At 67.3% G+C, this 11,659-nt stretch carries 14 protein-coding genes; 4 read left to right on the top strand and 10 right to left on the bottom strand.

Annotated features, from left to right (window positions below; genetic code table 11):
- Window positions 1-21: 21 nt before the first annotated feature.
- From AC5I49_RS18760 to AC5I49_RS18735, 6 genes are all read right to left on the bottom strand, one after another.
- Window positions 22-345, bottom strand: coding sequence for a helix-turn-helix domain-containing transcriptional regulator (locus tag AC5I49_RS18760; protein ID WP_012203174.1), 324 nt, complete (start codon window positions 343-345; stop codon window positions 22-24).
- The gene (locus AC5I49_RS18755) at window positions 342-701 is read right to left on the bottom strand and encodes a type II toxin-antitoxin system RelE/ParE family toxin (RefSeq protein ID WP_126311291.1); all 360 of its coding nucleotides are present in this window, start codon (window positions 699-701) and stop codon (window positions 342-344) included. The genes AC5I49_RS18760 and AC5I49_RS18755 overlap by 4 nt, the downstream gene beginning before the upstream one ends.
- A gap of 147 nt (window positions 702-848) precedes the next feature.
- Window positions 849-1,547 carry a DUF4136 domain-containing protein gene (locus tag AC5I49_RS18750; RefSeq protein WP_043789896.1) on the bottom strand — a complete coding sequence of 233 codons (699 nt, stop codon included), beginning with the start codon at window positions 1,545-1,547 and terminating at the stop codon, window positions 849-851.
- Window positions 1,548-1,624: 77 nt separating this feature from the next.
- Entirely contained in the window at window positions 1,625-2,596 is a 972-nt protein-coding gene (gene ttcA / locus AC5I49_RS18745) for a tRNA 2-thiocytidine(32) synthetase TtcA (protein WP_016446517.1), read from the bottom strand.
- Window positions 2,590-2,961 carry a dihydroneopterin aldolase gene (locus AC5I49_RS18740; RefSeq protein ID WP_016446516.1) on the bottom strand — a complete coding sequence of 124 codons (372 nt, stop codon included), beginning with the start codon at window positions 2,959-2,961 and terminating at the stop codon, window positions 2,590-2,592. Before AC5I49_RS18740 ends, ttcA begins: the two co-directional genes overlap by 7 nt.
- A 42-nt stretch (window positions 2,962-3,003) precedes the next feature.
- Window positions 3,004-3,789, bottom strand: a complete 786-nt coding sequence (locus AC5I49_RS18735; RefSeq protein ID WP_016446515.1) for an SDR family oxidoreductase — start codon at window positions 3,787-3,789, stop codon at window positions 3,004-3,006.
- Window positions 3,790-3,905: 116 nt separating this feature from the next.
- Here AC5I49_RS18735 and AC5I49_RS18730 point away from each other — a divergent pair, with 116 nt between their 5' ends.
- Window positions 3,906-4,919: a class I SAM-dependent methyltransferase gene (locus AC5I49_RS18730; protein WP_016446514.1), complete on the top strand. Its 1,014-nt coding sequence runs from the start codon at window positions 3,906-3,908 to the stop codon at window positions 4,917-4,919.
- A gap of 20 nt (window positions 4,920-4,939) precedes the next feature.
- On the opposite strand, the gene AC5I49_RS18725 is transcribed toward AC5I49_RS18730, so the two are convergent.
- Window positions 4,940-5,830 carry a hypothetical protein gene (locus AC5I49_RS18725; protein WP_016446513.1) on the bottom strand — a complete coding sequence of 297 codons (891 nt, stop codon included), beginning with the start codon at window positions 5,828-5,830 and terminating at the stop codon, window positions 4,940-4,942.
- A 135-nt stretch (window positions 5,831-5,965) separates the two neighbouring features.
- Between AC5I49_RS18725 and AC5I49_RS18720 the strand changes: the two genes are divergently transcribed.
- Window positions 5,966-6,160: a DUF2905 domain-containing protein gene (locus tag AC5I49_RS18720; RefSeq protein ID WP_012203183.1), complete on the top strand. Its 195-nt coding sequence runs from the start codon at window positions 5,966-5,968 to the stop codon at window positions 6,158-6,160.
- Window positions 6,161-6,236: 76 nt separating this feature from the next.
- Window positions 6,237-6,671, top strand: coding sequence for a thioredoxin TrxC (gene trxC / locus AC5I49_RS18715; protein WP_016451857.1), 435 nt, complete (start codon window positions 6,237-6,239; stop codon window positions 6,669-6,671).
- A 42-nt stretch (window positions 6,672-6,713) separates the two neighbouring features.
- On the opposite strand, the gene AC5I49_RS18710 is transcribed toward trxC, so the two are convergent.
- Window positions 6,714-7,397 (bottom strand): response regulator transcription factor, encoded by a 684-nt coding sequence (locus tag AC5I49_RS18710; RefSeq protein WP_016446511.1) that lies wholly within the window; start codon window positions 7,395-7,397, stop codon window positions 6,714-6,716.
- A gap of 73 nt (window positions 7,398-7,470) precedes the next feature.
- Here AC5I49_RS18710 and AC5I49_RS18705 point away from each other — a divergent pair, with 73 nt between their 5' ends.
- The gene (locus tag AC5I49_RS18705; protein ID WP_047471733.1) at window positions 7,471-9,423 is read left to right on the top strand and encodes a sensor histidine kinase; all 1,953 of its coding nucleotides are present in this window, start codon (window positions 7,471-7,473) and stop codon (window positions 9,421-9,423) included.
- 25 nt (window positions 9,424-9,448) lie between these two features.
- On the opposite strand, the gene AC5I49_RS18700 is transcribed toward AC5I49_RS18705, so the two are convergent.
- Together AC5I49_RS18700 and AC5I49_RS18695 are read right to left on the bottom strand one after the other, a co-directional pair.
- Entirely contained in the window at window positions 9,449-10,702 is a 1,254-nt protein-coding gene (locus AC5I49_RS18700) for a multifunctional CCA addition/repair protein (RefSeq protein ID WP_495789715.1), read from the bottom strand.
- A 212-nt stretch (window positions 10,703-10,914) separates the two neighbouring features.
- Window positions 10,915-11,607 carry a glutathione S-transferase family protein gene (locus AC5I49_RS18695; RefSeq protein WP_016446508.1) on the bottom strand — a complete coding sequence of 231 codons (693 nt, stop codon included), beginning with the start codon at window positions 11,605-11,607 and terminating at the stop codon, window positions 10,915-10,917.
- Window positions 11,608-11,659: the final 52 nt, after the last annotated feature.

The raw sequence follows: 11,659 nt of genomic DNA, 5'->3' as shown, positions 1-11,659 counted from the left end.
TGCACTGCCATGGCTTGGCGTTCAGGTCGCGGCAACGACCCGCACGTCGAACCGGACCTGAAGCCAGTTCTTGATGGCGGCAAAGATGGCGGCAAGATTGTCCATGCTGGGGTTGCCTTTCGGCGAGAGCATGCGGTGCAGGCTCTTGCTCGGCTTGTGCGTGAGGTCGGCCAGCGTCTCGAATCCCACCGTTGCGTTGACGAGATCGCGCAGGACGAGGCGTGCCGTTTCTGGCTCACCGCTCAGAAAAAGAGTGGCCGCCTCATCAAGCAGCGCCTGTGCGAAAGCAGGGTCGCGCTCAATGCGCTGAATGACCGTTTGTTTGAAATCGCGGGTGAGCGTCATGCCTTCGTTCCTTTTTTGGCATTGTCCGAGGGGCGTTGCCTCTTGCGAGCCTTGTATTCGCTGTGCAGGGCCACGGCTTCGTCGATGGCCTTCTGCTGGCCCTTTTTCGTGCTGCCCCCGAACAGGATGATCAATCTTTCCCCGTCCTTGGCGAGATAGATGCGGTAGCCCGGGCCCCAGTCGATCTTGTATTCGCCAATACCCCGGAACCATTCGATATTGGAGGTGTTGCCCAACTCCATGCGGGCCATGGCGACGGCCACCTTGGCAGCCGCCTGGCCATCCAGCCCGTTGAACCATGTCTGGTACGCGCTGCTGCCGTCTTCGCGGACGTACTCCTGGAGCTGGATTCGCATGGATTGGATGGTAACTTATGAGTTACCAACGCTGCAAGGCGCTGTCCACATGACCTACAGCGTTCTCATGTTCCCAGGAACGAATGACAGCGATGGACCCAAAAAAGGCCTGCGGATGCAGGCCTTTGCTTCTGAGGACACGATGGCTTACCGGGCGGGTGCTGGTGGCGTGGCCGGTGCTGCCTGCGCCGCAGGTGCCCCCTGGGCCGGCTGCTGCGCTGGCGCGCCACCCTGCTGCACCGGACCGATGGTGGTGCGCACCACGCGCGAGCCCTTGGGCGGGTTGGGGAAGCCGGTGAGCGCGGCGTCGAACAGGATGCCGAAGATGGCCGGGTCGTCGGTCCACACATCCTGGCGCTGGGCCGAGGTCTCGTAGACGATCTGCTGCGTGGTGGCGTTGCGCATCACGATGCTGACGGCGCGGTAGTACTCCAGAGGCGGGCCGTCGAACATGAAGCTGCCGCCAAAGCCCATGCCCCAGCCGCGCCCGTAGCCCACGCCCCAACCCCAGCGCGGGCCGCCCCAGCGGTCGTAGTAGGGCCAGGCGGCGTAGTCGCGCGCATAGCGTGCGTCGGCGCCGATCTGCACGATCAGGCTGGCCCGGGAGTCGTCGCGCTGCAGGCCCACGCGGCCCAGTGCCTGCTGGGCCTGGGACTCGATGGCCGCGAAGTGCGTCTGCGCCTCGCGTTGCGAGGGCAGCACTTCCAGGCGGTAGGTGGGCGGCGCGGGCAGGGCGCCCAGCGTGGAATAGCTCTGGACGGTGCTCTGGACTTCGCGCACGCTGGCGCAGCCGGTGAGCAAGGCCGTGGCCACGATGGCCAGGACATGGATGCAGCGCAGCTTCATGGTGTACTCCTTGGTCGAAAAAAGGCCCGTTTGCACGGGCCTTGGTTGGAGTGGGGCGATTGTTATAGGTTCAGCCGTCAGGACGACAGTTGTACCACCTGCAGACCGGGCAGCGATGCGGACACTGGCATCTCTTCATGGTCGAAGGCCATGTCGCCGTTGGGGTCGGCAATGCCGGTGGCCTTGGCGTTCTTGAAGTCGTGCAGCTCGGGATCCATCATGTGCGTGGTCACGATGTGGCCCATGGCGCGGAACATGCTTTCCACGCGGCCCGGGAATTTCTTGTCCCACTCGCGCAGCAGCTCGCCCACGGCCACGCGCTGCAGGCCGTCCTGGCTGCCGCAGAGGTTGCAGGGGATGATGGGGAAGTTCTGGTACTGGGCCCAGCGCACGGTGTCCTTCTCGGGCACGTAGCACAGCGGGCGGATCACCACATGCTTGCCGTCGTCCGAGACCAGCTTCGGGGGCATGCCCTTCATGCGGCCGCCGTAGAACATGTTGAGCATCAGCGTCTGCACGATGTCGTCGCGGTGGTGGCCCAGGGCCACCTTGGTGCAGCCCAGCTCGTCGGCCACCTTGTACAGGATGGCGCGGCGCAGGCGCGAGCACAGGCCGCAGGTGGTCTTGCCCTCGGGCACGACGCGCTTGACCACGCTGTAGGTGTCCTGCGTTTCGATGTGGTAGTCCACGCCGATGCTCTTGAAGTACTCGGGCAGCACATGGTCGGGAAAGCCGGGCTGCTTCTGGTCGAGGTTCACGGCCACCAGCTCGAATTTGACGGGCGCGCGCTTTTGCAGCTTGCGCAGCACGTCCAGCATCGTGTAGCTGTCCTTGCCGCCCGACATGCAGACCATGATCTTGTCGCCTTCCTCGATCATGTTGAAGTCGGTGATGGCGCGGCCCACCTCGCGGCACAGGCGCTTTTCGAGCTTGATCTGCTCGCGCTCGATCTTGATGCGGTTGCCGCCTGCGGTGTCTGCGGGGGCGTCGGCGGCGGCTTCTTCGGCCAGCCAGGGATTGTCGGTCACTGCGTTCATGGGGTTCACCATTGTCCTGTCTCGACGCGAATGGCCACTTCGCAGTCGTCAAAAATTTCGAGCTTGGCGATCTTCACGCGCACGCCCATCACGCCGGGCAGCTGCATCAGGCGCTGGGCCAGCTTGCCGATCAGGCTCTCCAGCAGGTTCACATGCTCGGCCGTGCATTCATCGATGATGATCTGGCGCACCTTGCGGTAGTCCAGCACATGCAGGATGTCGTCGTCGCGCGGAGCCAGCGGCTGCGTGCCCAGGCTCAGCTCGGCATCGACCTGGATGGGCTGGGGCATCTGTTTTTCGTGGGCGAGGATGCCCAGGTTGGCGTCGAAACGCAAACCCGTGAGCGTCAGGATCTGTTGTCCGGTGGCGGAGTTCATGGGGAAAAGCCGTGGAGTGTGGGGATGGGCGCGGGCAGGCGCCTACATCATGGAAAAGTCGCGCTCGAAGCGCTGCAGGTGCTGGCCGCCATCGACCAGCAGCGTGGTGCCCGTGATGGACTGGTTGTCCAGCGCAAAGCACACGGTGGCGGCCACGTCGGCCGCGCTGGACGAGCGGCCCAGCGGGCTGAGGCGGTGCAGGGCCTCGAAGCGCTCCTGGCTCAGCATGTGGCTGGTCAGCGTCAGGCCCGGGGCCACGCCGACCACGCGCACGCGCGGCGCCAGGGCCAGCGCCAGCATGGTGCCTGCGGCCTCAAGCGCTGCCTTGGACAGCGTGTAGCTGAGGAAATCGGGGTTCTGGTTCCAGAGCTTCTGGTCCAGCATGTTGATCACGGCGCCGCTGGCATGCTCCTCGCCGGCCGCCACGCGGTCCTCGATATGGGCATGCAGCGCCTGGGCCAGCAGGATGGGCGCGCCGGTGTTGCTGCGCAGGTGGGCTTCCAGGGCCACGTAGCTGAAGCTGCCGGCGTCGTCATGCTCGAACAGGGAGGCGTTGTTGACCACGGCGTCCAGGTGGCCGAAGTGCGCAACGGCACGCGGCACCAGGGAGCGCACCGAGTCCTCGTTGAAGAAATCGGCATCCAGGGCGGCGCTGTCGCCGGCCAGTTCAGCGCAGGTGGCGGCCGTCTCCAGCGCCTCGTCGTGGGAATCGCGGTAGTGCACGGCCACCTGCCAACCGGCGCTGGCAAGCGCGAGCGCGATGTCGCGCCCCAGGCGGCGGGCCGCGCCGGTCACCAAAACTGTGCGTGTTCGGGCAGGTGAGGACATTCGAGGACAATGTACGGATCGTGACGACAGAACCCTCAATTTTAACGGCCGCCCTGCAAACCCGTATTGCGCAAGAGATTGCGTCCTCGGGCGGATGGCTGGCTTTCGACCGTTTCATGGCCCTGGCGCTGTACGAGCCGGGCCTGGGCTACTACGCCAATGACACCGCCAAGTTCGGGCTGATGCCATCGTCGGGCAGCGATTTCGTGACCGCGCCCGAGATGTCCCCTGTCTTCGGCCAGTTGCTGGCCGCCCAGGTGGCCGAGGCGCTGCAGCGCACGCACACCCGCGAAGTCTGGGAGTTTGGTGCCGGCACGGGCGCGCTGGCGCTGCAGGTGCTGGACGAGCTGGCGGCCCTGGGCGTGCGGCCGGACCGCTACACCATCGTCGACCTGTCGGGCACGCTGCGTGCGCGACAGCAGCTCAGGCTGGTGAAGTACGAAAGCCTGGTGCACTGGGCCGATGCCCTGCCCGATAGGCTCGAAGGCGTGGTCATCGGCAACGAGGTGCTGGATGCCATGCCCGTGCAGCTGCTGGTGCGCAAGGCAGGTGTCTGGCATGAGCGCGGCGTGGTGCTGCAGCCGGACGGCAGCCTGGGCTGGGAAGACAGGCCCACGCCACTGCGCCCGCCGATGGACATCGAGGGCGAGCACGACTACCTGACCGAAATCCACCCGCAGGGCGAGGCCTTCATTCGCACGCTGGGCGAGCGCATGGCGCGCGGCGCGGCATTTTTCATCGACTACGGCTTTGGCGAATCCGAGTATTTCCACCCGCAGCGCCACATGGGCACCCTGGTGTGCCACCGGCTGCACAAGGTGGACGACGATCCGCTGGCCGATGTCGGCCTCAAGGACATCACGGCCCATGTGAACTTCACGGGCACGGCCGTGGCCGCGCAGGAGGCGGGCTTCGAGGTGCTGGGCTATACCTCGCAGGCCCATTTCCTCATCAACTGCGGCCTGGGCCCCAAGCTCGACGCACTGGCCCAGGGCCCGCGCGCCATGGCCACCAAGCTGATGATGGAGCACGAGATGGGCGAGCTGTTCAAGGTCATCGGCCTGGCCAAGGGCGTGGAGCCCTGGGACGCCATGGGCTTTGTGCGCGGCGACCGCACGCACCGCCTGTAGCGGGCCGGGACCCGCCTGCCTCAGCGCTGGACGCTGCGGCCGTTGCTGACGTCGTGGACCGTCTGGTCCTTGAGGTTGATGCGGTAGATCTCGCGCGTGACGTTGCCAGAGAAGCCCAGCTCCACGATGGACAGGTTCTCGAACGTGGTCGTGAAGCCGCCGGGCAGGATGCGGTTCAGGCGCGCGGCGGTCTCGCCCATGGCGCGCTCGATCTCGGGCGTGAAGGTGGCTTCGCTGTAGACCAGGGTGTTGTGCGGGTTGTGGCTGCGCACCTCCTTGCCGGCCTGCACCTGGTTGATGCCGCTGACACCCACGCTTTGCACCATGGCCTTGGCCGAGTCGTTCATGCGGGCATAGACGGGTCCTGTCACGCGCGGCAGCGGGCCGTCGCGCAGCGGCGCCATGGCGGCGGTGGCGCGGGTGTTGAAGTCCATCATGGCCTCGTAGGCCGGGCCCGACTTGACGATGCCCAGGTCCAGCCACCAGGGCTTGCCGGCCCCCTTGGCGGCCTCGGTGGTGTAGAAATTCTTCAGGTGAACGTCCTGCAGCACGGGCGGCAGCGCCGGCAGGGCCGCCAGCATCTTGCGCGGCGTGGACGGGTCGGCGCTGTGGATATGCACCACGGTGACATGGGGCAGGTTGAAGGTGTTGGCCTCGGCCACCAGCTTCAGGCGCAGCAACTGCTCGTGCACCACGGGCGTGACCTGGCTGTCCATGATGGCCGTGGCATCGGCCGGCAGGCGGTAGACCAGGCCATAGGTGGCCTGGTGGGCGCGGAAATCACTGCGCTGCAGGGCGCTGTTGTCGATGGCGCCGGGTCGGGCTGTCGGCGCAGGTGCGCTGGCGCAGGCGGTCATCAGCAAGGCGGCGGGCAGGGCTGCGGCAAGAAGAAGGCGGCGGTTGCGTTGCATGGCGAATTCGTGGTGGTCGGCCTGGAGGCGATGAAGAGGGGGGGGGACAGCGGCAATGTAGGCAGTCCATATGTCGTGTGCATGACGCGGTGTACTCTGTATGGCCCGGTCCCGCGCCGCCGTACACTCGGCGCCATGATCCGCTGGCTCCTCGTCATCTTTCTGGCCCTGCTGCTGTTCAATGGCCTGCACGCCTGGCTGGAACGCATAGGCCTGGGCCGCCTGCCGGGCGACTTCCGCTTTCGCCTGTTCGGTCGCGTGATTTTTCTGCCCATTGCCAGCACCGTGTTGCTCAGCGTGATTGCCGCCCTGATTGCCAAGCTGGTCTGAGCATGGCTTGAAGCATGGGCGCAGCGCCCGTATATGCATGCAATTGCCCCCATGACTCGCCAACAAGAGGCCGCCCATGTCCGACAAGCTGCATTTCGTCTGCCCCCATTGCCACACCACCAACCGCATTGCGGTCGATCAGCTGGGTAGCGCGCCTGATTGCGGCAGCTGCCATCAACCGCTGGTCACCGGCCAGCCCGTGGCGCTGGATGCGCAGAGCTTCGCCAGGCATGTGGGGCGCAGCCAGGTGCCCGTGGTGGTCGATTTCTGGGCCCCCTGGTGCGGCCCCTGCCGCATGATGGCGCCTGCCTTCGAGCAGGCGGCTCAGGCGCTGGCGCCCGGCGTGCAGCTGGCCAAGCTCGATACCGAGGCGCACCCCCACGCTGCCGCGCCCTGGAACATCCGCAGCATCCCGACCATGGTGGTGTTCAAGGAAGGACGCGAGATCGCCCGTGTCTCCGGCGCGCTGCCTGCCGGCGAGATCGTGCGCTGGGTGCGCTCGGTCGTCTGATGGTTGCCGGGCCGCAAGGACCGGGCGCCTTCAGGCCCTTCCTCAGGCCTGCACTTCACCCGGCAGATAGAAGCAATAGCCGCTGTTGCGCAGCGTCTTGACAGGCAGCTGCTGGCCGCTGGCCTCTTGCACCTTGCGCCTCAGCCGGCGCATCTGGGTGTCCAGGCGGCGCTGGTCGTAGACCAGATAGTCTCCACCCAGCGCCTGCACGATCTGGCGGCGGCTGACGCTGGCCCCTGCCTTGCCCATCAGGCAGTGCAGCACCAGCAGGTCCTGGTGTGACAGCGCCACAGGGGGCGAGGCGGGGGGCTGCAGGCGGCTGGGGCCAAGCTGCAGCAGCCACGGCGCCTGGCGCTGCTGCAGGCCCAGGCGCCGCACCAGGGCGGCCAGGGTGGCTTCCAGCTCGTCGAGATCGCAGCCTTTGCCCAGGTAGTGGTCGGCGCCGATCTCCAGGCCGTCGATGCGGTTGGCGCTGCTGTTGAGCGCGCTGAAGACGATGATGCCCAGTTGCTGGCCCTGCTGGCGCAGGCGCTGGATCAGCGCCAGGCCGTTGCCGTCGGGCAGGCCGATGTCGATGATGGCCAGCCGGTGGCGCCGCGCATCGAAATGGCGGTCGAACTCCTGCAGGCTGGCCACGCACTGCGGTGCATAGCCCAGGGATTCGAGGAACTCGCCCAGTTCATGGCGCAGCACGGGCTCGTCTTCGAGCAGGATCACATCAAGCATGGACTGGGAGGAGGGCAGGCGGGTGACAGCGCAGACAGCTGGTGTACGCTGGCGGCCCCGTGGTGGACTTCAGATGCGATATTACCGTGCAACCCTCATCGTGCTGGCCTGGCTGCTGTGCCCACTGCTGCTCCAGGCCCGGACCCTCGTGCTGGACCCCGATGTGCCCATGCAGGAGACCGCAGGGCAGTGGCAGCGGCTCGATGACGCTTCGGGCCTGCTCGATGTGCGGCAGGCCGACCTGGCGCCCGGGTGGAAGGCGATGCCAGGGCACCTGAACGCCAGCTTCACGCAGGCGGCGGTCTGGTTGCGCATGCCGCTGCAGGTGCAGCAGCCCGGCAGCTGGATGCTGTTGCTGGGCAATGCCCTGCTCGATGAGGTGGAGGTCCATGTGCGCCGGCCTGGCGGCCCCTGGCAGCTGCTGGGGCGCAGCGGCGAAGAGATTCCGCGTCACGCCTGGCCGGTGGACTACCGCAGTCCCGCATTCCAGTTCGAACCTGCTGCCGCCGGGTCATACGAGTTGCTGGTGCGCCTGCGTGCGCGCAACGCGCTCGTCACCCGTATCGATCTGTGGCAGCGACTGGCGTTCGACAACCATACGCGGCGCGAGGCCCTCTCGTTCGGCCTGTACTTCGGGCTGTACCTGCTGTTGATTGGCGTGCAACTGGTGTTCTGGCTGGGCACGCGGGCTCCGGTGAGCGGCCTGTTTCTGGCCTATCTCAGCGTCTGCGTGCTCAATGAGGTGGTATCGCTGGGGCTGGTGCAGCAGTTGACGGGCCTGCCGGGTTTCTGGAGCGACCGCCTGCTGGGATGCGGCATTGCCGGCGCCCTGGCGATCTCCATGCAACTGGCCTGCAGGCAGTTGGAGCTGGCATCGCTGTATCCGCGGCTGGTGCGCCAGATCGTGCCGCTGCTGTGGCTGTTCAGCCTGTGCTGCATGCTGCTGGTGGTGTCGGGGCACTACTCGGCGGGCATGGTCCCGGTGCAGGCCATGACCCTGCCGCTGACCGTGGGCTTTCTCGCATTCGCCCTTTGGCTGTGGCGGCGCGGCCACGCCCCGGCACGGTTCTTCATGCTGGCGTTCGGCATCTTCTATGCCGGCGTGCTGATCTCTTTCCTGCGCAACCTGGGCTGGCTGCCCATGAACGCGCTGACCGCGCTGGTGTCCACGCATGCGTCCGCGCTGGGCACCATGGCGCACATGCTGCTGCTCAGTGGCTGGATCATCGGCGGATACGAGCGCAGGCGCCGCATTCGAGAGCACGAGCAGGTCCGGCTGGAGGCGGAACTGCGGCAGCGACAGTTGCGCGAAAGCGAACTCAGCGAGGCGCTGGCGCTGGAGCGCAGGGTGCGCCAGGAGCAGCGCGACTTTGTCGCCATGGTCTCGCACGAGCTGCGCACGCCGCTGGCCATCATCCTGACCAGTGCGCAGCAACTGGCGCGCAATCTGGCTGCACCGCCCGACAAGACGCTGGCACGCAGCCGCAACATCCGCGAAGCCGCCCAGCGCCTGCTGGCCCTGGTGGACGACTGCCTGGCCGACGACCGCATGGCCGACCCCCAGCCCCATGCCGAGCCGCGCCTGCAGCCCTGCGACCTGCATGCGCTGGTGGATGGCTTGTGCCTGGACTTTGCGCCCGGCCGCATCGTCTGCCAACTGGGCGGGGGCACGCAGCAATTGATCACCGATGCCGGCCTGCTGCGCATCGCGCTGCGCAATCTGCTGGCCAATGCAGACCGCCACACGCCCGAGGGCGAATCGGTCCGCCTGGACGTGACCAGGCAGGGCGAGGGTCTGGAGATCCAGGTCTCGAATCCGGCAGAGCCCATTGCCCAGGCGGACCAGGACCAGCTGTTCGAAAGGTATTACCGTGGCCGCAACGCCCAGCACCGGCCCGGCGCCGGGCTGGGGCTGTACCTGGTGCGGCGCATCGCCGAGCGGCTGGGCGGCAGCGTGGCCTTGTTGACGGCAGGAGGCGAGCAGCCCGTGTGCCTGCGACTGGTCCTGCCCGTGGCGCGAGCCTGATTCCCGTGTGTGGCGGCCTTTGCGCTCAGGCCGCCTGCGCCAGCCAATCGGCCACGGCCTGTGCGCGCGCCGCCTGCACGGCTTCGCCGATGGCCTTGCCCTGCTTGCCGCGCGCAGCGGCCTGGGCCGCGATGTCCGAGGTGGAGATGGACAGCGCGGCAGCCAGCGCATCGCGCAGGCGGGCGCGCTGGGGGTAGGGCCGGTCCTCGAAACCCAGGCGCCCCCGCGCGTCGCATTCACAGGCCGCAAGGGCCTGTTCGAAGCGCGCGGGCTTGCGGATGGCGTCGCAGCGCTCCAGCAGGCGGACGATGGCGGCGCCGTTGAGTTCGCCGCTGCGGTGGATGTTGCCGTGCTCGCGCGCCACCACGTCGCCCAGTTCGCGGCAGTCCGTGGGCACGCGCAGACGCTCGCCCACTTTCTCGGCCAGCCGGGCGCTGCGCTGCTCATGGCCTATGTGGCGCGGCAGCACATCGGCCGGCGTCGTGCCCTTGCCCAGGTCGTGCACCAGGCAGGCGTAGCGCACGGGCAGCGGGGTGTCCAGCTGCGCGGCCATGTCCAGCACCATCATGGCGTGCACGCCGGTATCGACCTCGGGGTGGTACTCGGCGCGCTGGGGCACGCCCCACAGTCGCTCCAGCTCGGGCAGCAGCACGGCCAGCGCACCGCACTCGCGCAGCAGCTCGAACATGCGCGAGGGGCGGCGCTCCATCAGGCCACGGCTGATCTCCTGCCACACGCGCTCGGGCACCAGGGCATCCACCTCGCCGGCGGCCACCATCTCCTGCATCAGGGCCATGGTTTCCGGCGCCACCGTGAATTCGTGGAAACGTGCCGCGAAGCGCGCCACGCGCAGGATGCGCACCGGGTCTTCGCGGAAGGCCCCGGTCACATGGCGCAGCACCCGGGCCTGAAGATCGGCCTGGCCGTGGTAGGGATCGGTGATGGCGCTTTCACCATCCCAGTCCGCAGGAGCGGCCATGGCATTGATGGTCAGGTCGCGCCGGGCCAGATCCTGCTCCAGCGTGACATCGGGCGCCGCCTGCACGACGAAACCCCGGTACCCCAGGCCGCTCTTGCGCTCGGTACGCGCCAGCGCATATTCCTCGTGCGTCTCGGGATGGAGGAAGACCGGGAAGTCCCGCCCCACTGGCAGAAAGCCGCGCGCGGACATTTGTTCGGGCGTGGCGCCGACCACCACCCAGTCGCGGTCATGCACGGCCCGCCCCAAAAGACGGTCGCGCACTGCGCCGCCCACCATGTACACCTGAAATTCGCTCATGCCGCAATGGTAGGGCCTGGGCGGTGACATGATGGCGGGCTGCCTCCTCGCACCGATGGAGTGCCGAGCGCATGCTTTCTTTCGGATTCCGTCTGGAGACACACTCAAGCAGCACCAGCCGGACGGCCGCTGCAATGGCTCCGCAACCGCGGCATTGCGCAGGCCGCGCCCACCCCAGCGCAGCAGTGCTCCGACTTTTGCTGGTGCGCCGCTCAGCCGGCCGCAGGCGCGCTGCGGTAGGGTTCCTCGAACGGCCGGAAATCGTGCTCGGCCAGTGCGCCCTGCACCCAGTCCTGCACGCCCGGCAAGGCGCGCACGCGGCGCACGTAGGCGTCGATGGCCGGGGCCAGCGGCAGCTCGTAGGTCGTCAGGCGCATGCACACGGGCGCGAAAAAGGCATCGACGATGCTGAACTGGTCATACAGCATGGGGCCGCTGGCCGTGGACAGCAGCGGCTGCCACAGCTCGGACAGGTGCTGGACATCGTCGCGCAGGTCCGCGCGCTCGGCCCACAGCCGCGCGCCGACCTCGGGCAACTGGGCCTCGATGTTCATTGGGCACAGCGAGCGCAGCGCGCCGAAGCCGCTGTGCATCTCGGCACAGAGGCTGCGCGCGCGGGCGCGGTTCAGGGCCAGGGTCGGCCACAGGTGTTTTTCAGGGAATTTCTCGGCCAGGTACTCGCAGATGGCCAGGCTGTCCCAGATGGCCATGCCTTCGTCCATGAGCACGGGCACGCGGCCCGAGGGAGACAGCGCGCGGGCACGCTGCTTGAAGGCGGACTGCTCGTCGAAGCTGTCAAAGCGCAGCATGACTTCTTCGAAAGCAATGCCGGCCTGGCGCATCAGCACCCAGGGGCGCATGGACCAGGATGAGTAATTCTTGTTGCCGATATAGAGCGTGAGCATGGCCGCAACCTCCGCGATAGGCCCTACAGCTTAGCAAGCATGGCAGGAAAAC

Source organism: Delftia sp. (assembly GCF_059499305.1).
The sequence above is the reverse complement of the archived record's forward strand: the minus strand, read 5'-3'. Positions and strand labels throughout refer to the sequence as shown.